Here is a 20,593-nt window from a genome sequence, read left to right as displayed (position 1 = left end):
GCCGGTGCTCGTCGTCGCCGCCCTGCGCCGGACCGAGACGCACGCCTCGGTCGACCCGCTCACCGGGCGGGTCCGGCGCAACCCGCGCACCGGCGGGCTCGCCGAGGCCGACCGCTGCGCGCTCGAACACGCCGTGCGCCTGGCCTCCGCGCTGCCCGGCGCCCGTGCCGTCGCGGTGACGCTCGGTCCGCCCGGGGCGGACGACGTGCTGCGACTGGCCCTCGAAGTCGGCGTGGACGAGGTGCTGCGGGTGGACCACCCGGCGGAGGACGACCACACCGACGACGGCAGCCGGACCGCGGCGGCGCTGCTGGCCGGGCTGCGCGCCGGACCCGGCGTGCCGGACGTCGTGCTGTGCGGGGACCGCTCGGCGGACCGCGGCACCGGGACCACCCCCGCGTTCCTCGCCGGGTTGCTCGGCGCGCGGCAGGCGTTGGGCCTGTGCGAACTGGACCTGCGGGACGGTGAGCTGCACGGCGTGCGGCGGCTCGACGGCGGCCGGCGCGAGCGGCTGCGCATCGGGTTCCCCGCCGTGTGCTCGGTGGAGCCCGGCGCGGTGCGGCTGCGGCGCGGCGCGCTGCCCGCGGTGCTCGCCGCCCGGCAGGCCGTGATCCCGGTGGTGTCGCCGGGTGTCCGCGCGGACCACCGGGTGACGGTCACGTCCGTGCGCCCCTACCGACCGCGGCCCCGCGTGCTCCCGGCGGCGAGCACCGCGTCGCACCACGAGCGCATCCTGGCGCTGTCCGGGCCGACCGGTCCGAAGGTCCGCTCGCGCGTCGTCACGCCCGGGACGCCGCAGGCCGCGGCCGACGAGCTGCTGGCGTTCCTGCGCGAGCACGGGTACCTGCCGTGACGCCGCGCGTCGCCGTGGTCACCGGAGCCGCGCGCGGCATCGGCGCGGCCGTCGTCGGCCAGCTCGCCGAGCAGGGCTGGCGGGTCGTCGCGGTCGACGTCCCCGGCGACCTGCCCGGCGTGCCGTACCCGTTGGGCACGCGCGAGCAGTTGGCGGAGCTGGCGGCGCGGTGGCCCGGCCAGGTGCTCGACGTCGTCGCGGACGTGCGCGATCAGTCCGGTGTGGACGGAGCGGTCGCCCTGGCGGAACGGGAGTTCGGCCGGCTGGACGCGGCGGTGGCCGGTGCGGCGGTGATGGTCGGCGGCACGCCCCTGTGGGAGACCACCGACGAGCAGTGGGACGCCTTGTTCGACAGCGGGGTGCGCGGCGTGCTGAACCTGGCCAGGGCCGCCGTGCCCGCCCTGCTGCGGGCGCCGACGCCGCGCTCGGGGCGGTTCGTCGCCCTGGCCTCCGCCGCCGCGCACCGCGGGTTGTGGCACCTCGCCGGGTACAACGCCGCCAAGCACGCCGTGGTCGGCCTGGTCCGCGGGCTGGCGACCGACCTGCGCGGCACGGGCGTCACGGCCACCGCCGTCTCCCCCGGCTCGACCACGACGGACATGCTGACCGCGAGCGCCGCGCTGTACGGGCTGGCGGACGTGTCCGAGTTCGCCGGGCACCAGCTCGTCGAGCGGCTGCTCGACCCGGACGAGGTCGCCGCCGCGGTGAGCTGGCTGTGCGGCCCGCAGTCCTCGGCCGTCACCGGAACCGTGCTGCACGCCGATGGAGGGTTTACCGCATGAGCGAGTTGTGGCTCCGCCTCGACGGGGGCACCCGGACGTTGGCCGGTGGTCGCGTGGTCCTCGGCGGGTCGCCGTACCGGGTGATGCGCCTGTCGGCGACCGGCGCGAAGGTGGTCCGGTCGTGGCTCGACGGCGAGCCGGTCGGCGACGACCCGGCCCGGCGGGCGTTGGCCCAGCGGCTGGTGCGCGCGGGGATGGTGCACCCGGTCTACAAGGTCGGCCTGACGACCGCGGACGTCACCGCCGTGACACCGGTGCGCGACCAGCCCGGCGAGCTGCGCACCGTGGACGGCGTCGCCGCCTCGATCGTCGTCGACGACGGGTCGGCGCGGAGGGTGCCCGGCGCGGCGCTGCGGCACCCGGTCGCGCGCGGTCCGGCGGCGGCCCGCAACGCCGGCGCGGCGCTCGTGCGCACCGAGCTGGTGGCGTTCCTCGACGCCGACGTGCACCCGGACCCCGGTTGGCTGGACGCCGTGCTGCCGCACTTCGCCGACCCCGAGGTGGCCCTGGTCGCGCCGCGGGTGCGCAGCCTGCCGGGCGACTCGACGCTGGCCCGGTACGAACTGGTGCGCTCACCGCTCGACCTCGGCACCGCGCCGGGTCCGGTGCGCCCCGGCGCGCGGATCAGCTACATGCCCAGCGCCGCGATCGTCATGCGCACGTCGGTGCTGCGCGAGATGGGCGGCTTCGACGAGAGCCTGCGCTTCGGCGAGGACGTGGACCTGGTGTGGCGAATGGTGGCCGCCGGGCACCTGGTGCGCTACGAACCGGCGTCCACGGTGGCGCACGAGCCGCGATCGACCTGGCGGAAGTGGTTGCGCCAGCGGTTCGACTACGGCACGGGCGCGGCCCCGCTGGGGCTGCGGCACGGTCCCGCCGTGACGCCGGTGAAGATGTCGCCGTGGAGCGCGCTGGCCTGGGCGTTGGCCGCGGTGGGCCTGCCGGTTGCGGGCGCGGGCGTGGCGCTGGGCACGGCGGCGCTGTTGCCGCGCAAGCTGAAGCGGTACGAAGTGCCCGAGGTGGACTCGCTGCGGCTCGCGCTCCAGGGCCACCTCGGCGCGGGCACGCAGGCGGCCGACGCGATCACCAGGGTGTACGGACCGGTGGCGATGCCGCTGATGGCGCTGTCGAAGCGGGGGCGGCGGCTGCTGGCCGCGTCGCTCGCGCGGCACCTCGTGGAGTGGCGGGACAGCCAGGTCGAGCTCGACCCGGCGCGGTTCCTGGGGCTCCGCGTCGTCGACGACCTGGCGTACGGCTGCGGGGTGTGGTGGGGGTGCGTGAAGCACCGGACCGTCCAGCCGCTGCTGCCCGAACTCGTCGACTGGCCCGGCAAGCTGCCGCCGTCGTGACCGCGCTCGGCGATCTCACGTGGCCCGAGGTGGCGGAGCTCGCGCCCCGCAGCGTGCTGGTGGTGCCGATCGGCTCGACCGAGCAGCACGGGCCGCACCTGCCCGGCACGGTGGACACCGAGGTGGCGGCGTGCCTGGCCGAGCGGGTGGCCTCGGCACGGCCGTGGGCCGTGCTGGCGCCCGCCGTGCCCTACGGGTCGAGCGGGGAGCACGCCGGGTTCCCGGGCACGCTGTCGATCGGGCACCACGTGGTGCGGGCGCTGGTGCTGGAGCTGGTGCGGTCGGCCGACGTGTTCGCCGGGGTGCTGCTGGTGTCCGGTCACGGTGGCAACGCCGAGCCGCTGAGCCGGGCGGTCGCGACGGCGGTCGCGGAAGGGCGGTCGGTCGCGGTCTGGTCGCCGACTGGTCCGCCGCGCGACAGCCACGCCGGGCACACCGAGACGTCGGTGATGCTCGCGGTGCGCCCGGAAGCCGTGCGGCTGGACCGGTTGGAACGCGGCGACACCCGCCCGTTGCCTGAGCTGATGGGCGTGCTGCGCGAACGAGGGCTGCGACCCGTCACCGCGAACGGCGTGCTGGGCGACCCGACGACGGCCTCGGCCGAGGCGGGCCACCGCATCCTGGCCCGGTGGACCGCGGACCTGCTGGCCGCGGCGGACCGCTTCCACCACGCCCACGTCGGTGCTTCGCCCACGCCGTGACGGCCGCGGTGGGGCATGGTGAACACGCCACGCCCCACCGGGAACCCCATGCACGACCGCGGGTTACGACACGCCCTGTCCCGTGAGGACGGAGGCCAGGTCGCCCCGGTTGTTGGCGTTGAGCTTGCGGTACACGCGGGTCAGGTGCTGTTCGACCGTGCTGACCGTGATGTAGAGCGTGCGGGCGATCTCGCGGTTCGAGTGACCTCTCGCCGCGAGCATCGCGACCCGCTGCTCGGCGTTGCTCAGCACCGGCGCGCCCTCGTCCGCCCGAGGCGTGAGGGTGACCGGCCGGGCGTCCGGGGCGTGCATGACCGGCGTCGTCGGGTGCGGCGCGGTGCGCTGCCGTGACGCGGCGCTCACCGAGCCCGTGGGCGTGACGCCCCGGCAGGCCTTGGCGACCTGCTCCGCGCGGCTGGCTGTCTGGCGCGACAGCTCGGCCTCCCCCAGGTGCTTCTGCACCGCGCTCAGGTCGGAGAGCGCCTTGGCCAGCTCGTACCGGTCACCCGAGCCGTGCAGGGCGTTGATGGCCTGCTTGAGCAGGGCCGGCCGGTGCGCGGGCTCGGTGGCCAGGGCGAGCAGCCGCAGCGAGATGCCCTTGGTGCGCAGGTCCACGCACCGGCCCGGTTCGAGCTGCTGGCTGAGCAGGTCGCGCGCCTCGGACACCCGCTTGAGCTTCAGGCTGGCCTCGGCGACGTCGCTGCGCCACGACACGAGCGCCGGCACGTCCAGGCCCCACTTCTCCGCCTGCGCGCCCGCGTCGCGGAAGTCCCGGATCGCGGCGAGCGCCCGGTCGGTGGCGAGCAGGTGGTGCCCGCGCGCCTGGAGGTACCGCAGCCCGCCCAGGGTGGCGAACATCGACTCGGGCACCACGACCGAGTTCAGCACCTCGGCGGCTTCCTGGTGTCTGCCGGTCCTGGTCAGCGCGCTCACCAGGACCGAGACCGGGTAGCCGACGACCATGCCCCAGTTCTGCGGCGGCAGGACCCGCAACGCGGTCTCGGCGTTGGACTTGGCCGCCGACAGGTCGCCGCAGCGCAGCGCGACCTCGGCCCGGATGTTGCTGAACACCGCCAGCCACGTGGTCGCGCCGCGCCGGGTCGCCTCGTCCACCAGCGAGTCGCACCACTCGGTGGCCTTGTCGAGCCGGTTGCCGTAGGCGAGCGCGAGCAGCGCCGACGACACGATGCCGAGCGTGTTGTCACCGAGGCAGTAGCTGCGCACGATCTGCTCGGCGCTCGACGACGCGGCGTCGTTGGCGCCCTGGGTCCACACCGTCTCGACCGCGGCCACCGCCTGCGACCACGGGTCGCCCGCCGCGGGCCGGTCGGACGGGGGGAAGTGGTTGCGCCCCGACCCGTAGATCAGGTGGTGGGCCAGTCGCAGCTCGGCCTCGATCAGGGGTTCGGACAGCGCCGCGCTGTCGTGCGCCGCGCGGAGGACGTCCGCGATCTCCTCCTCGTCGCCGTTCCACAGCGCGCAGCGGATGAGGACGACGGCGTCACGGCCGGAGAGCTTGCCCTCCCGCAACGCCGTGCGCAGAGCGGGCACGTACGGCGCGGCGGCGGACGGGTTCAACCGCCACGAGGCGCGCGCGAGCATGGCCGTGATCGTCAGTCGGGTCGGCTCGTCGGCGCACGCGGTGAGCGCGAGCTTGAGGCAGCGCAGGGCCAGCTGCACGCGGTCGGTGGCCAGGGCCTGCTCGGCGGCGGCGCGCAGCAGGCCGACGCCCCAGCCGTCCGGGACGCACCCGGCCGAGATGATGTGGTCGGCGACGTCCATCGCGGAGGCGCCGCGGCGGTGCAGCATCTCGGCGACGTCCAGGTGCGCGGTCGCGCGCTCGCAGGCCGACATGCCGCCCAGGAGGGCGTCCCGGACCGCGGGGTGCCGTGACCGGCCCGCCGTGAGGATCCCCGCCTCGGTGAGGATGGCGAGGACCTGTTCGACGTCCTTGACGTCCACCCCGGTCAGCAGCGACAGCTCGGTCGGCTGGCTGAGGTCGCCCAGCACCGCGACCGCGCGGGCCACGTCCAGCGTCTGGTTGTCCCAGCGGTGCAGGCACGACAGCACGGCGCGGCGGAACGCCGGGCCGACGACCGGCTCGCACCGCTCGGCGTCGCCGCTGTTGAGGTAGTCCTCCAGCAGCGCCTGCACCAGCATCGCGTTGCCGCCGCTGAGCCGGTGGACCTCCGGCGCGAGCCTGCCGGCCGCGGCCGGGTCCACGACGGACCGCTCGACCAGTTCGGCCACGCCGAGCTTGGTCAACCGGGCGAGGTGGAGCCGGTGGTGCGGGCGGCGGGTGATCTCCGAGCCGAACAGCAGGTCGGTCGGCTGCGACCGGTCCCACTCGGTGACCACGAGCAGGATGCGCGCCCAGCCGAGCCGCCGCTGCAGGTACAGCAGGAGGCGGCGGGACTGGGGGTCGGCGTACTGGACGTCGTCCACCCCGATGACCAGCGGCCGGTCCTTGGCCAGGTGCAGGATGATCGCGCAGATCTCCCGGGCGGTCTGCGCCTCGTCGGCGGACGAGGAGAGCCGGTCCCACACCCGTTCGGCGACGCCGTTGGGCAGGCCGGCGCTGTGGAACAACTGGTCGAGCACCCCGGCCGGCAGGCCGGTCTCGTCGCGGGAGCCGCTGGCGCCGAGAAAGGTCGCACCGCCGGCCGTCACCAAGCCCGCGAATTCGTGAAGAAGTTTCGTCTTGCCGCTCGCGGGACCACCGCGCACCACGACCAGTTGGCCACAGCCCGCGGAGATTTCCGCCAGGCGACCTTGCAGCAAATCGAACGCTTCCTCGTATTGAACAAACGCCATGCGTCTGACCCCCAAGCCAGCTCACGGGTACATCACTCAAAGCGAAGACCTGAACACGGCGCGAGAGGTATCCGTTTCAATACGAGACGACCGGGGAGCCGTGGTAGGACGGCGCCCCGATACCCTTCACCGTGCGTGGTGGCCGCTGGTGCGGCCGAGTGGAGCCTACCCACAAACGGGTGAGGTGTGGTGTGTTTGCGGAGATCCGCAAAAAGGGTTCCTACTACGCGTGACCGAGATAGGTGAGCACGGCGCGCACGCGTCGGTGCTCATCGGGAGTCACATCGAGACCGAGTTTGGCGAAGATGTTGCCGATATGTTTCTCGACCGCCCCCGAGGAGACGTGCAGGTCCCGTTCGATAGCCCGATTGGACAAACCTTGGGCCATTAGGCCGAGTACTTCAGTCTCCCGGTGCGTCAACGCGGCGAGCGGGTCGACCTTGCGCCGCGCGATGAGCTGCGAGATGACCTCGGGGTCGATCGCGGTGCCGCCGGCCGCGACCCGGCGCACCGAGTCGAGGAACTCCGCCACGTCGGCGACGCGCTCCTTGAGCAGGTAGCCGATCCCGGTCGTGCCGCCGGCCAGCAGCTCGGCCGCGTAGGTCTCCTCGACGTACTGGGACAGCACGAGGACGGGCAGGTCCTTGACGATCTCGCGGGCCGCCACCGCGGCGCGCAGCCCTTCGTCGGTGAACGTCGGCGGCAGCCGCACGTCGACGATCGCCATGTCCGGCCGGTGCTCCTCGACCGCGCGGAGGAAGTCGTCGGGGTTGTCCACGGCGGCGACCGTCTCCATGCCCTCGTCGGCCAGCAGGCGCTGCACCCCCGCCCGGAGCAGAGCGGCGTCCTCGACGATCACAACACGCATGCGCTCTCCTGACAGCAATGCCGGTACGCGAGGCACCCTACCGGCCGAGCGCCGCGGTGCCCGGCGCTTCGCGTCACCACGAACAGGGCAGCTCAGCGCGGATGACGGTGGGTCCGCCGACCGGGCTCTCCACGGTGATCACGCCGTCGATGGTGGCCGCGCGGTCGGCCAGCCCGGCGAGCCCGCCGCCCGGGCGGATCTTCGCGCCGCCGACGCCGTTGTCGGTGATCTCCAAGGTGACGCCGTCGCCGTCGCGGCGCGCCCGCACGGTCACCTCGGTCGCCTCCGCGTACTTGGCCGCGTTGGTCAGCGACTCGGCGACGATGAAGTAGGCCGTCGTCTCCACGGCCGCCGGCGGCCGGGGGTTGAGCTTGGTGTCGATGCGCACGTCCATCGGCGACTTCGCCGCGAGCGCGGACAGCGCGGCGTCGAGGCCGCGGTCGCGCAGCACCGCCGGCGAGATGCCGCGGGCCAGGTCGCGCAGCTCCGACACGGCGAGCTTGGCGCCGACGTGCGCCTCCTCGATGAACTCGCGCGCGGACTCCGGGTCCTGGGCCAGTCGCATCTTGGCCTGGCCCAGGCTCATCGCGACCGACACCAGCCGCTGCTGGGCGCCGTCGTGCAGGTCGCGCTCGATGCGGCGGCGCTCGGCCTCGGCGGCGTCGACGCCGCGGGCCCGCGACGCCTGGAGGCGTTCGGCCCGCCGTTGCAGCTCGGACTTCTTGGTCGGGCCCAGGACGCCGCGCGCGACCAGCCCGTGGGCGAAGCCGATCCACGGCACGGCCCAGATGCTGACCGGCACCAGCACGACGCCGATCGCGGCGACGGCGAACTCGGCGATGCCCAGCGGCATCGCGAGCGCCACGTAGGCGACCTCGCGCCACGTCCGCGAGTCGGTGATGCGCCGGAACACGCGGCGGATCAGGCCGCGGTCCTCGTCCGGGTCGAACTCGATGGGCGCCACCGGCGGCACCTCGACGTCGAGCATCCGGCCGACCCACTGCCGCTCGACCCGGCAGAACCAGCCGGTCATCCGCAGCGTGCCCTCGACGATGGGTATGCCGATCCAGATGGGGGTGGTGATCGCGCCGACCACCAGGCCGGTGAACGTCAGGCCGAACTGGACGACGCGCGGGACGGCGCTGGCGAAGAAGAAGCCCAACGTCCGCAGGATGCCCTTGCGGGACCCGGCGAACACCCCGTCCCTGCGCACCAACATGTCGCCTCCGACCTGAACGTCACCGCCCGTTGGTGGCGATGAGCTCCCCCCGCCAGCCCAGGTCAGTAATATGGCACACGGAGCCGGACGCGGGGGAAGGTTGCGCCGAACGCCGGATCAGCCGTGCTCGACCAGGTGCTTCTCCAGCACGTCGGCCGCCAGCCTGCTGCCGCCCGACTCGCGCACGTGCCGCTGCATCTCGCGGGTGTTCGCCGCGATCGCCTCGTCGCCCGCCACCTCGGCGACCAGTTCCCGCAGCTCCTCCACCGACATCGTGCCGAAGGGCAGGATGCGGCCGACGCCCAGCTGCGTGATCCGCTTGGCCGTCGGCTGGTCGACCGGCGTCAACGGGATCATCACCATCGGCGTGCCCGTGTGGAGGGACTCCATGACGCTGCCGAGGCCGCCGTGGGTGACGAAGACGCTCGCGCGGTCGAGCACCTCCAGGTGCGGCAGCCAGCGGTGGATCTCGACGTTCGCGGGCAGCGGGCCGATCTCGTCGGGGTCGATGCCGTCGCCCACGGTCATCACCACGTGCCACGGCTCGGTGGCGAACGCGTCCGCGGCGACCCGGAAGAACTCCGGCATCTGGTTGAACACCGTGCCGAGGGACACCAGCACGACGGGCCGGTCGCCGGCGGACGGCTCCCACTTGCCCAGGAACGGCCGGTCGTCCATCGACGGGCCGACGAACGCGAAGCGCTCCTCGTCGAAGGTCTCCCCCGCGAACTGGAACGCCCGCGGCAGGTAGACGAGGTTGAACTCCTCGCCCGGCAGCACGAACTCCGACACCGGCGTCTCGATCCCGAACGAGGCGATGACCTCGGCCATCGCGCCGAACACGTCGCCCATCTCGTCGGGCACCTCGCTGACCACGCCGTCCTCGTCCTCCATCATCGCGTGGAGGTAGGAGAAGTGCTCGTTCGAGGCGAACACCGAGACGGACTGCAGGGCGGGCCGCTGCCACTTCAGGCCCAGGATCCGCCAGGCGAGCGGCGTGGCGGAGTCGGCGATGACCATGTCCGGCACGTCGTCGGCCAGGCCCTCCAGGGCCGCCCGGACCATCGCGCCGCTGTCCTCGACCAACGTGCGCGGCATGAACGACGCGTCGGAGTTGATGATGTCGAGGATGTCGACCTTGTCGTACTTCGAGTCGTACGGGAGCAGCGTGGCCCCGGAGGGCTTGACGACCTCTGCCATGCTCTCACCGGTGACGTAGGTGACCCGGTGACCGCGGCGAATCAGCTCGGCCACGACCGAGAGGTTCGGGAACACGTGACCGCGGTCGGGGATGCCGACGAACAGGAAATGGTGGGACATCGCTGCGGGTCCAATTCGGTAGGCGGGCTCAGGTCTGAGGCGGGTACTGCCGACGGTATGAACCGCCGCCCCGTACGGACGGCCCCTAGAGGCCCCCTAATTCGACCCTTGTCGGGCGAAACCTCCCGTCGTCCGACGTCGACTGTTACCCGGTAATACACCCGTGCGGCGCAATCCGGAAAGCCCGCGTTCACCCCAATGGCCCCGGCCCGGCTACTGCGAACGATAGGGGGCGCGAAGCGTGGGAAACAGCTGCCCGCCGTTGCTCCCTATGGCACAATCCCCGCAGATCAAGCGCCCGGCGCGACGTGGACGCCGCGACCGACGCCGTGTCCCGGCACCGGCGGGCTGTTTCCGCCCGTCCCGGCCCATGATCATCCCAATCAGTCACCACGAACGTCGCACCGCTCAACCGAACGAGGGGGACCACGGATATGGCCGATGACTTCGCGATCGAGGCGAACGGCCTGGTGAAATCGTACGGGTCGGTCCAAGTGCTGGCCGGTGTCGACATCCGGGTCGCCCGGGGCGGCATCTTCTCGCTCCTCGGTCCCAACGGCGCGGGCAAGACGACGATGGTCCGCATCCTGTCGACCCTCGTGCGCCCCGACGGCGGCACGGCGCGCGTGGCGGGCCACGACCTGTTGAAGGACCAGCGCAAGGTGCGCCGCGCCATCAGCCTGACCGGTCAGTCGGTCGCGCTGGACCAGCGGCAGACCGGCGAGGAGAACCTGCGCATGATGGCGCAGCTGTCGGGCCTGTCCGGCTCCCGCGCCCGCGCGCGGGCCAAGGAGCTGCTGACGCAGTTCGACCTCGTGGAGGCCGGGTCCCGCCGCGTCGGCACCTACTCCGGCGGCATGCGCCGCAGGCTCGACCTCGCGGCCGGCCTCGTCGGCGAGCCGTCCATCGTGTTCCTGGACGAGCCGACGACGGGTCTGGACCCGCGCAGCCGCCGGATGATGTGGGAGGTCATCAGCGGGCTGACCGCCGCCGGCGTGACGATCTTCCTCACCACGCAGTACCTCGAGGAGGCCGACGAGCTGGCCGGCCACGTCGCGCTGCTCGACGGCGGGCGCGTGGTGGCCGAGGGCACGCCGACGGAGCTGAAGGAGCGGGTGGCCGAGCAGCGGCTGGACGTCACGTTCGTCGACGACGACGCGTTCCGCGCCGCCCTGGGCTTCCTCGGCGAGCGCGCCGTGCACCGCGAGGAGTCCCGTCGCACGATCGGCATCGCGACCGACGGCACGGCGGCGCACATGCGGGCGCTGCTGGACGAGATCGACGCGGACCGCACCGCGGTCACGCAGTTCGAGGTGCACAGCGCGACGCTGGACGACGTGTTCCTCGCGCTCACCGGGCGCGCCGCGACCCGGGCCGAGGACCAGACCGGGAAGGCCGACGGCGACGCCGAGGCCGAGCACGAGAAGGAGAACTCCGGTGTCTGACACCGCCACCCCGCCGTCTCGCATCGGCCACTGGCCCGCGATGAGCAGCCGGGCCGCCCGGCTCGCGCTGCGCGACCTGGACGCGCTGCTGACCACGTGGATCCTGCCGATCGCGATCATGGTGCTGTTCATGTCGCTGTTCGCGGGCGCCATCCAGACCGGCACCGACTACATCCTCTACCTCACCCCCGGCATCCTGCTGACCTGCGCGGGCTTCGGCGCCGCCACCACCGCGGTCACCGTCAACAACGACATGACCGGCGGCATCGTGGACCGCTTCCGGTCGATGGACATCAGCGGCGCGCCGGTGATCGCCGGTCACGTCCTGGTCGGCACGATCCGCACGATCATCACGCTCGTGCCGGTGGTGGGCGTCGCGCTGCTGTACGGGTTCCGGTCCGAAGCGACCGCGCTCGACATCCTCAGCGCGGTCGGCATCATCGCGCTGTTCATCTTCGCGATGGCTTGGTTGGCCGCGTCGGTCGGCGTGCTGGCCCGGTCGAGCGAGGCCGCGAACGCGTTCACCTTCGTGGTCGTGTTCCTGCCCTACCCGAGCAGCGCGTACGTGCCGATCCACACCATGCCCGGCTGGTTGCAGCCGTTCGCGGAGTACCAGCCGGTGACGCCGGTCATCGAGACCATCCGCGGCCTGCTGCTCGGCACGCCGGTGGGCGACAACCCGCTGCTGGCCGTCATCTGGTGCGTGGGCATCGCCGCCGCCGGCATCGTGTTCTGCACGGTGATGTTCCGCCGTCGCACGGCCTGACCGCAGGAGCACGAAAGGCCCGGCCGGGAATCATCCCGGCCGGGCCTCTTCGTCTACCGAGGACGTCCACAGTGGACGTCGGATCAGGGTGTTCTGGTGCCCACGAACAGCCCGCGTGCCGCGTGACCGCCGCCCTCGACGTACTCCACCGGGCAGCCGGCGTCGGCGAACGCGGCCTCGTACTCCGCCCTCGTGTAGAGCCCCAGGCTCTGGCGGTCGGTGAAGTAGCGGATGTTGTCGCCGTCGGCGCCGCTGACCAGGTAGTGCATCTCCACCACGCTGCGCGCCTTGACCGTCTTCCACCGGCCCATCCGCGACACCACGACCCCGTTGTGCTCGAACGTCGCGGTGACCAGCTCGCCGCCGTTCCAGTGCTCGGCGAGGATCCACGGCTCCACGACCAGGACGCCCTTGGGCGACAGGTGGCGCACCATGTTCTCGGCCGCCGCGCGCAGCCCCGCCAGGCCGGGCAGGTAGCCGACGGAGCTGTACATCGAGCACACGGCGTCGAACTCGCGGTCCAGCGCGACGTCCCGCATGTCACCGCAGTGGATCGGCACGTCGGGCAGCTTCGCCCGGGCGTGCTCCACCATGGCCGCGGACAGGTCCACGCCCACCACGTCGAACTGCTCGGCGAGGTGGACCAGGTGCGAGCCCGTGCCGCAGCCGAGGTCCAGCAACGTGGTCGCGTGCGGGCAGCGGTCCAGCACGAGACCCCGGATCACGTCCGCTTCCGCGCGGTAGTCCTTGTGCGCCTGGTAGATCGCGTCGTAGGCGTCGGCGAATTCAGCGTCGTACACGGGAACCCCGTTCGGTCACGGCGTCGCGGATGATCCCGGCGATGCCGATGATCTCCTCCTCGCCGATGGACGTGCCGGTCGGCAGCGCCAGCACCCGCTCGGCCAGGGCCTCCGAGTGCGGCAGCGGCAGCGGGGCGTGCACCCCGGGCGCCTGCTTGTACGGCTCGATCTCGTGGCACGCGGGGTGGAAGTAGCGGCGCGCCATCACGTTCCGGGCGTGCAGGACCTCGCACATCTCGTCGCGCGACAGGCCGGCGACCGCACCGTCGACCTCGATCACCAGGTACTGGTTGTTCGACCGCTCGTCGGGCGCCTGCTCGCGCACGGTCACGCCCGGCACGCCGGCCAGTTCCCTGAGGTACAGCTCGTAGTTGAGCAGGTTGTGCTTGATGAGCTCGTCCATCACCTCCAGCGAGGTGAGGCCCATCGCCGCGACGCCCTCGTTCATCTTCCCGTTGGTGCCGCAGGAGACGACGTCGCGGTCCGGGTCGATGCCGAAGTTGCGCATGGCGCGGACCCGCGCGGCCAGCTCGGGGTCGTTGGTCACCACCGCGCCGCCCTCGAAGCTGTTGAGGAACTTCGTGGCGTGGAAGCTCAGCACCTCGGCCGCGCCGAACCCGCCCAGCGGCACGCCGCCGTAGGTGGAGCCCAGGCCGTGGGCGGCGTCGAAGATCAGCGGGATGCCGTGCCGCTCGGCGATCGCGGTCAGCTCGGCGATGGGGCACGGCCGGCCGAACACGTGCACGGCGACGATCCCCTTGGTGCTCGGGGTGATCACCCGCTCCAGGTGCTCGGGGTCGATGTTGCCGGTCCCCTGGTCGATGTCGCAGAACACCGGGACGACGCCGATCCAGCTCAGCGCGTGCGCGGTGGCGACCCAGGTGAACGACGGCACGATCACCTCGTCACCCGGCCCGATGCCGCACGCCCTGGCGGCGAGCTGGATGCCGACGGTCGCGTTGACCACCGCCACGCAGTGGTCCGCGCCGGTCACCTCGACCAGTCGCTGCTCGAACTCGCGGACCAGCGGACCGTCGGTCAGCCACAGCCTGTCCAGTGCCTCGTTGAGGAGCTCGAACAAGCGAGACCGATCACCCACGTTCGGGCGCCCCACGTGCAGCGGGCTGCTGAAAAGAGGCTCGTCAGGCATTCCTGCATGGTGCGGGCCGGTCGACCGCCCCTTCAACCCCTACGGAATGCCGGCCACCCCTCGGCCGCCCCTTAAGGAAATCGGGCGCACCCCCGACCCACCCTTAGCTTCCGCGCCGGCCTTGATTCCACCGCGCCGAGGCCACACGATCGAGCGGGTCGACCGCGTCGATCCTCCGTCCACATTACCCGGTCACGCGGCACCGTCGACTCTTTCCAGCGCCGATCCCCCGATCGACCGCGCCGGCCCGCTCACGAGCCACAGGAAGTGCCCAGTGTCCGAAACCACGGCGGCACAAGCCGTCCTGCTGCGCACCACGGATGCGACGACACCCGTGCGCATCGCCGAGTCGGTCTTCGCCGACTCCGGTTCCGAGATGTCGCTGCCCGAGTTCCTCCAGTGGTTCGCCGAGAGACTGGCCACCGACGGCAGCGTCATCGACAAGATCCCGCTGCGCGACCTGAAGGGGTGGCGGACGGACCCGGACACCGGGAACCTGGTCCACGACAGCGGCAAGTTCTTCGTGGTCGAAGGCCTGTCGGTGCGAATCGAGGGCGCGGCGGTGCCCGCGTGGACGCAGCCCATCATCAACCAGCCGGAGATCGGCATCCTGGGCATCCTGGTCAAGGAGTTCAACGGGGTGCTGCACTGCCTGATGCAGGCCAAGATGGAACCGGGCAACTGCAACACCCTCCAGCTGTCGCCCACCGTGCAGGCGACCAAGAGCAACTACACGCGGGTGCACAAAGGCGCACCGGTGCCGTACCTGGACTACTTCACCGACACCGGCCGCAACCAGGTGCTGGCGGACGTGCTGCAGTCCGAGCAGGGTTCCTGGTACTACCGCAAGCGCAACCGGAACATCATCGTCGAGACCACCGACGACGTCGAGCTGCTCGACGGGTTCTGCTGGCTGACCATCGGCCAGCTGCACCACCTGTTCGAGATCGACAACCTGGTCAACATGGACTCCCGCACGGTGCTGTCCTGCCTGCCGTTCTCCGGGGACCGGCTGACCGAGGCGTTCTCGGCGACGGGCGGCGCGGTGCGGCTCGACGTGCTGCGCTCGTGCAGCGACGACGAGGGCAGCCTGCACACCATCGGCGAGATCCTGAGCTGGATCACCGGCGCCCGGACCCGGCACGACGTGGCCACCACGCGCATCCCGCTGGACCAGGTCGAGCACTGGGTGCGCACGGACGAGCGGATCTCGCACGAGAGCGGGCTGTTCTTCAACGTCGTCGGCGTCGACACGGTCGCGGGCAACCGCGAGGTGCGCAGCTGGACCCAGCCGATGATCGAGCCCACCGACGTCGGCGTGGTGGCGTTCCTCGCCAAGCCGATCAACGGCGTGCTGCACGTGCTGGTGAACGCGCGGGTGGAACCGGGTTACCTCGACGTGGTCGAGCTGGGCCCGACCGTGCAGGGGATGCCGAGCAACTACTCCGCGCTGCCCGCCGCCGCGCGCCCGCCGTTCCTGGACGAGGTGCTCGCCGCGCCGCCGGACCGGGTGCGGTTCGAGACGGTCCTGTCCGAGGAGGGCGGGCGGTTCTTCAACGCGCAGACCCGCTACACCGTGGTCGAGGTCGACCTGGAGGTGCCGCCGGAGCTGGCGGAGGACTACCGCTGGATGACGCTGCACCAGCTGGTGAGCCTGCTGCGGCACGGGCACTACGTCAACGTGCAGGCCCGCAGCCTGATCGCGTGCCTGCACAGCACGTTCGGCGCGTCGAACTGGGACGAGGGGTGACGGTGCGGCACGTCAGGCTCGGCCGCACGGCCCTGAAGGTGAGCAGGCTGTGCCTCGGCACGCTCAACTTCGGCGTGCGCACCACGCGGGAAGAGGGCTTCGAGGTCATGGACGCCGCGCTCGACCTCGGCGTGAACTTCTTCGACACGGCCAACAACTACGGCTGGCAGGTCCACAAGGGATTCACCGAGGAGCTGATCGGCGAGTGGTTCGGCCGTGACGGCGCGCGGCGGGAGAAGGTGGTGCTGGGCACCAAGGTGTGCCAGCCGATGAGCGACCGGCCCAACGACCAGGGCTTGTCCGCGCGGCACATCATCGCCTCCTGCGACGCGTCGCTGCGCCGGCTGCGCACCGACTGGATCGACCTGTTCCAGCTGCACGACATGGACTTCACCGCGCCGTGGGACGAGGTGTGGACCGCGTTGGAGGTGCTGATCGGGCAGGGCAAGGTCCGCTACGTCGGCACGTCCAACTTCGCCGCCTGGTACCTGGTGTCGGCGCAGGAAGCCGCGCTGCGGCGCGGGAACCTCGGCGTCGTGTCCGAGCAGTGCGTCTACAACCTGGTCCGACGCGGCGCGGAGGCCGAGCTGATCCCGGCGACCACCGCTTATGGCGTCGGCGTGTTCGCGTGGTCGCCGCTGCACGGCGGTCTGCTGGGCGGCGCGGTGCGCAAGCTCGCGGACGGCACGGCGGTCAAGACGGCGCAGGGCCGGGCCGAGGTCGAGATGCGCACGCGGCGCGACCGGATCACCGAGTACGAGAAGCTCTGCGCCGACCTCGGCGCCGACCCGGCCGAGGTGGCGCTGTCCTGGGTGCTGACCAGGCCCGGGATCACCGGCGCGGTCATCGGCCCGCGCACCCTGGAGCACCTGGTCTCGGCCGAACGCGCCCTGGAAGCGCCGCTCGACGACGAGGTGGCGGGAAAGCTCGACGAGCTGTTCCCGGCGTGAGAACCGGGGTCGCGACAACCGGGAAATCCGCACGAACGCCGGACCGGCCAGCCCCCCGGCGGTCTTGGTGTCAGCGCCAGCGCCCAGGGGTGAGGCTAGCCCTACCCACCGGCTCAGGGCGCGCCCCATTCCAGCGGAGCGCCGACCGCTCGTAGTGTTCCTGGCAGCTGCGATGGGGCAAGACGAACGGCGCTGACGAACCTTTGAGGAGTCACGAAGTGGAAACCCAGAAATCCTCGAGCACGGCGATTGTCCGGCTGGATTCCGTGCGCAAGGTCTACGGCAAAGGTGCGAACAGCGTCACCGCGCTCGCCGATCTCTCGCTCGAATTCGAGAAGGGCACCTTCACCGCCGTCATGGGCCCGTCGGGCTCGGGCAAGAGCACGATGCTGCACTGCGCGGCCGGGCTCGACCAGCCCACGTCCGGCACGGTCGTGCTCGACGACGTCGACCTGGGCAAGCTGAACGAGAAGAAGCTGACGCTGCTGCGCCGCCGGCGCATCGGGTTCATCTTCCAGTCGCTCAACCTGCTGCCCGCGCTGACCGCCGAGCAGAACGTGACGCTGCCGTTGCAGCTGGCCGGCACCAAGCCGGACCGCGCCGCGGTGGAGGACGCCCTGGCGCAGGTCGGTCTCGCGGACCGCCGCCACCACCGGCCGACCGAGCTGTCGGGTGGTCAGCAGCAGCGCGTCGCCGTCGCACGTGCCCTCATCACCCGCCCGGCCGTGATCTTCGCCGACGAGCCGACCGGCGCGCTGGACACCCGGTCCGGCCGCAGCGTGCTGACCCTGCTGCGCAACGCCGTGCGCAACCACCAGCACACCATCGTCATGGTCACGCACGACCCGTCCGCCGCTTCCTACGCCGACCGCGTCGTGTTCCTCGCGGACGGCCAGATCGACAGCGAGCTGCGCAACCCCACCGCCGAGACCGTCGCCGAGCGCATGACGATGCTCGGCGCCTGGGCCGACAAGGACGCCGTCGGGTCGAGCTCGTTCGGGGGTGTCTGATGCTGCGCCTCGCCCTGCTGACGCTGCGGCACCGCTGGGCCGGGTTCGTGGCGACGTTCGTCGGCATGTTCCTGTGCGCGGCGATGATGATCGCGGCGGGTGGTCTGCTGGAGACCACCGTGCTCAACGCCATCCCCGCCGAACGGCTGGCCGCCGCGCCGGTCGTGGTGACCGGGGACCAGAGGTTCGGCGCCACCGGCTCGTTCAGCGAGCGCATCCGGCTCGACGAGGGCCTGGTGGACACCGTGGCCGCCGTCCCGGGTGTCGCCGAGGCCTTGCCCGACCGGGGCTTCCCCGTCCTGCCGCTGGGCACCACCCCGCCGAGCGGCACGCCGCTGGCCACCACGGGCCACGACTGGGACACCGCGAAGCTGCGCCCGTACTCGCTCAGCGAGGGCGCCGCGCCCACCGCGGGCCAGGTCGTGCTCGACCCGATCGCGCAGCAGCAGTCCGGCGCGAAGGTCGGCGAGCCGGTCACGCTGTCCATCGCGGGCGGTGTCGAGCAGTTCGAGGTCGCCGGCATCGCGAGCGGTCCGGGCGCGAACAACTCGGCGACCGTCTTCTTCACCGCCGAGGACGCGAGCCGGTTCGTGACCGACACGTCGAAGGTCGACGCGATCGCCGTGCTGCCCGAGCCGGGCACGGACACGGCGGCGCTCGCCCAGCGGATCACCGACGCGCTCGCGGGCAAGCAGGCGACCGTGCTGACCGGTGACCAGCGCGGTCACGCCGAGTACCCGGTCGCGCTGGAGTCCGACGACCTGCTGCTGATCTCGTTGATGCTGGCCAGCGTCGCCTTCCTGGTGTCGCTGCTGGGCATCGCGGTGACGCTCACCCTGGCGCTGCAGAACCGCCACCGCGAGCTCGCCCTGATGCGCGCGGTCGGCGCGACGCCGGGTCAGCTGCGGCGGATGGTGCTCGGCGAGACGATCGCGGTCGCGCTGGTCGCCTCCGCGCTGGCCGTCGCGCCGGGTGTCCTGCTGGGTCGCTGGCTGTTCAGCCGGGTCGTGGACGCGGAGATCGCGCCCAAGATGATGGCGTTCCACCTGGGCTGGATCCCCACCGTCGCCGCGGTGGTGACGGCCCTGGTCACGGCCGTGGGCGCGGGGCTGGTGGCCGGTCGGCGCGCGACCAAGACCCGGCCGATCGAGGCGCTCGGCGACCTCGCCGCCCAGCGCACCCGCGCCGGGTGGGTCCGGCGGGGGCTGGCGATCCTGTGCGTGATCTACTCCGGTGGCCTCGTCTTCGTCACGTTCAACTTCGTCAGCGGCCCGTTCGTGGCCGGACCGGCGACCTGGTCGTCGATCCTGCTGGCGATCGCGTTGCTGCTGCTCGGCCCGGACGTCTCACGGCTCATGGTCGCGGTCCTCGGTCCGCTGCTGCGCGCGCTGTCCGGGTTCTCGGGCACGCTGGCCACGCTCAACGCGCGGGCCCGGCCGGCTCAGGTGGCCGCCGTGATCACGCCGTTGATCCTGCTGGTCTCCGTGGGCACCGGCAGCCTGTACGTGAACACGACCGAGCAGAGCACGGTCGGCAAGTACACCGAGGGCTTCGGCGCCAACACGATCCTGCGGTCGGGCCCGGACGGGTTCGCGCCCACCGTGCTGGAGGAGGTCCGGGCCCTGCCGGGCGTCGGCAAGGCGTCGGAGTTCCTGGTGAGCAACGGGTTCATCACCTCGCCGACCGACGCGTGGGCGGGCCAGCAGAGCCTCGGCGGCTGGCAGCTGAAGGGCTTGACCGCGGACGCCGCGCAGGAGGTCACCACGACCAAGGTCGCGCAGGGCTCGCTGGCGGACCTGAAGGGCGACGCGGTGTCGCTCAACGAGGGTCACGCGCAGGCCATGGGTGTGAAGGTGGGCGACTCGATCACGATGCGCCTCGGTGACGGCGAGGAGGTCGGCCTGCGGGTCGTCGCGCTGCACGCCGAGGACGAGGACTTCACCTCGATCATCCTGCCCGCCCGGTTGCTGGCCGAGCACACCACGTCCGGCCTGCCCAACCACATCGTGGCGGCGCCGGCGGCCGGTACGGACGCGGCCCAGCTGACCACGGCGATGGAGGCCGTGACGGCGGCTCACCCGGGCAGCCACGTGGTGAACCGGGAGCAGCTGAACGAGGCGTTCGAGAACTACCTCGACGCGATGGCCACGATCAACTACCTGTTCCTGACCATCCTGCTCGGCTTCATCGCGATCTCGGTGATCAACACGTTGGCGCTGTCGGTCGGCAGGCGGCGTCGTGAGTTCGGCCTGCAGCGGCTGACCGGCGCGACCCGCGGCCAGGTGATGAGGATGACGATGCTGGAGGGCGTGCTGGTGGCGCTCATCGGCATCGTGCTCGGCAGCCTCATCGCGCCCACGACGATCGTGTCGTTCAGCCTGGCGCGGACGGGTTCGCCGTTCCCGGTCGGCCCGGTGTGGATGTACTTCGCCGTGGTCGGTGCCGCGTTCGTCCTCGTGCTCGCCGCGACGTTCACGTTCGCGATGCGTGCGACGAAGGGTCGACCTTTGGAGGCGGCACTGCCAGAGGCCGACTAGCACCACCCCGTCCAGCGCCGCGTCCGCTCAGGCCCTGCGACTTCCCCTTGGGGAGTTGTGGGGCCTGAGTGTTTGTGGGGGCGGGCTGGGTTTGGGTTGGGGCGGGGCGGGTTGGGCTGGTTGGGCTGGTTGGTTGGGGGTTGGGTGGCGCGGTGGTTGGGCGGGGCAGTGGTCGCGGTGGTTGGGGAGCGGCGGTGGTTGGGGCCGGCTCGATTTGACATGGGGCCCTTACGGGCACCCCAGGCAGGCCAAAGCCGGGCAGGCCTGGCGGGAAAAGCG

16 protein-coding genes are annotated in these 20,593 nt (G+C 72.0%); 10 read left to right on the top strand and 6 right to left on the bottom strand.

Features of this window, described 5'->3' with window-relative positions; genetic code table 11:
* The first annotated feature begins 4 nt into the window (after positions 1–4).
* From ABTZ99_RS17410 to mftE, 4 genes are read left to right on the top strand one after another with little or no spacing between them, the layout of a single operon-like run.
* Entirely contained in the window at positions 5–853 is an 849-nt protein-coding gene (locus tag ABTZ99_RS17410; RefSeq protein WP_498776817.1) for a mycofactocin-associated electron transfer flavoprotein beta subunit, read from the top strand.
* Complete coding sequence (locus tag ABTZ99_RS17405; RefSeq protein WP_498776815.1) at positions 850–1,635, top strand: mycofactocin-coupled SDR family oxidoreductase; 786 nt, start codon at positions 850–852, stop codon at positions 1,633–1,635. The genes ABTZ99_RS17410 and ABTZ99_RS17405 overlap by 4 nt, the downstream gene beginning before the upstream one ends.
* Positions 1,632–2,984 (top strand): mycofactocin biosynthesis glycosyltransferase MftF, encoded by a 1,353-nt coding sequence (gene mftF / locus ABTZ99_RS17400; protein WP_498776813.1) that lies wholly within the window; start codon positions 1,632–1,634, stop codon positions 2,982–2,984. The genes ABTZ99_RS17405 and mftF overlap by 4 nt, the downstream gene beginning before the upstream one ends.
* Positions 2,981–3,685 carry a mycofactocin biosynthesis peptidyl-dipeptidase MftE gene (mftE, locus tag ABTZ99_RS17395; protein WP_498776811.1) on the top strand — a complete coding sequence of 235 codons (705 nt, stop codon included), beginning with the start codon at positions 2,981–2,983 and terminating at the stop codon, positions 3,683–3,685. Before mftF ends, mftE begins: the two co-directional genes overlap by 4 nt.
* A 63-nt stretch (positions 3,686–3,748) precedes the next feature.
* Here the strand turns inward: mftE and ABTZ99_RS17390 are convergent, their stop codons facing one another.
* From ABTZ99_RS17390 to ABTZ99_RS17375, 4 genes are all read right to left on the bottom strand, one after another.
* Complete coding sequence (locus tag ABTZ99_RS17390) at positions 3,749–6,499, bottom strand: helix-turn-helix transcriptional regulator (RefSeq protein ID WP_499612232.1); 2,751 nt, start codon at positions 6,497–6,499, stop codon at positions 3,749–3,751.
* Positions 6,500–6,722: 223 nt separating this feature from the next.
* Positions 6,723–7,367 carry a response regulator transcription factor gene (locus tag ABTZ99_RS17385; RefSeq protein WP_230567585.1) on the bottom strand — a complete coding sequence of 215 codons (645 nt, stop codon included), beginning with the start codon at positions 7,365–7,367 and terminating at the stop codon, positions 6,723–6,725.
* 73 nt (positions 7,368–7,440) lie between these two features.
* The gene (locus tag ABTZ99_RS17380) at positions 7,441–8,586 is read right to left on the bottom strand and encodes a sensor histidine kinase (protein ID WP_498776807.1); all 1,146 of its coding nucleotides are present in this window, start codon (positions 8,584–8,586) and stop codon (positions 7,441–7,443) included.
* 117 nt (positions 8,587–8,703) lie between these two features.
* A complete protein-coding gene (locus tag ABTZ99_RS17375; protein ID WP_499612230.1) occupies positions 8,704–9,906 on the bottom strand; it encodes a macrolide family glycosyltransferase in 1,203 nt (400 codons plus the stop codon).
* Between the two features lie 434 nt (positions 9,907–10,340).
* Between ABTZ99_RS17375 and ABTZ99_RS17370 the strand changes: the two genes are divergently transcribed.
* Both ABTZ99_RS17370 and ABTZ99_RS17365 read left to right on the top strand, forming a co-directional pair.
* The gene (locus ABTZ99_RS17370; RefSeq protein WP_498776803.1) at positions 10,341–11,351 is read left to right on the top strand and encodes an ATP-binding cassette domain-containing protein; all 1,011 of its coding nucleotides are present in this window, start codon (positions 10,341–10,343) and stop codon (positions 11,349–11,351) included.
* Positions 11,344–12,117, top strand: a complete 774-nt coding sequence (locus ABTZ99_RS17365; RefSeq protein WP_498776801.1) for an ABC transporter permease — start codon at positions 11,344–11,346, stop codon at positions 12,115–12,117. The genes ABTZ99_RS17370 and ABTZ99_RS17365 overlap by 8 nt, the downstream gene beginning before the upstream one ends.
* Before the next feature lie 83 nt (positions 12,118–12,200).
* Here ABTZ99_RS17365 and ABTZ99_RS17360 read toward each other — a convergent pair whose 3' ends face one another.
* Positions 12,201–12,917, bottom strand: coding sequence for a class I SAM-dependent methyltransferase (locus ABTZ99_RS17360; protein ID WP_499612228.1), 717 nt, complete (start codon positions 12,915–12,917; stop codon positions 12,201–12,203).
* Positions 12,904–13,998 carry a DegT/DnrJ/EryC1/StrS family aminotransferase gene (locus tag ABTZ99_RS17355; RefSeq protein WP_499612226.1) on the bottom strand — a complete coding sequence of 365 codons (1,095 nt, stop codon included), beginning with the start codon at positions 13,996–13,998 and terminating at the stop codon, positions 12,904–12,906. Before ABTZ99_RS17355 ends, ABTZ99_RS17360 begins: the two co-directional genes overlap by 14 nt.
* 343 nt (positions 13,999–14,341) lie before the next feature.
* Between ABTZ99_RS17355 and ABTZ99_RS17350 the strand changes: the two genes are divergently transcribed.
* From ABTZ99_RS17350 to ABTZ99_RS17335, 4 genes are all read left to right on the top strand, one after another.
* On the top strand, positions 14,342–15,817 hold the full coding sequence (locus ABTZ99_RS17350) for an NDP-hexose 2,3-dehydratase family protein (RefSeq protein ID WP_499612224.1): 1,476 nt from the start codon (positions 14,342–14,344) through the stop codon (positions 15,815–15,817).
* A complete protein-coding gene (locus tag ABTZ99_RS17345) occupies positions 15,772–16,767 on the top strand; it encodes an aldo/keto reductase (protein WP_499612222.1) in 996 nt (331 codons plus the stop codon). Before ABTZ99_RS17350 ends, ABTZ99_RS17345 begins: the two co-directional genes overlap by 46 nt.
* A 218-nt stretch (positions 16,768–16,985) precedes the next feature.
* A complete protein-coding gene (locus tag ABTZ99_RS17340; RefSeq protein WP_498776791.1) occupies positions 16,986–17,777 on the top strand; it encodes an ABC transporter ATP-binding protein in 792 nt (263 codons plus the stop codon).
* Positions 17,777–20,314 carry an FtsX-like permease family protein gene (locus ABTZ99_RS17335; protein WP_499612220.1) on the top strand — a complete coding sequence of 846 codons (2,538 nt, stop codon included), beginning with the start codon at positions 17,777–17,779 and terminating at the stop codon, positions 20,312–20,314. The genes ABTZ99_RS17340 and ABTZ99_RS17335 overlap by 1 nt, the downstream gene beginning before the upstream one ends.
* The last annotated feature ends 279 nt before the right edge of the window (positions 20,315–20,593 follow it).

It is taken from the genome of Actinosynnema sp. NPDC002837, assembly GCF_040295345.1.
Lineage (GTDB): Bacteria > Actinomycetota > Actinomycetes > Mycobacteriales > Pseudonocardiaceae > Actinosynnema.
Note: the sequence above shows the minus strand (reverse complement) of the source record. Positions and strands in the feature narration are given on the sequence as shown.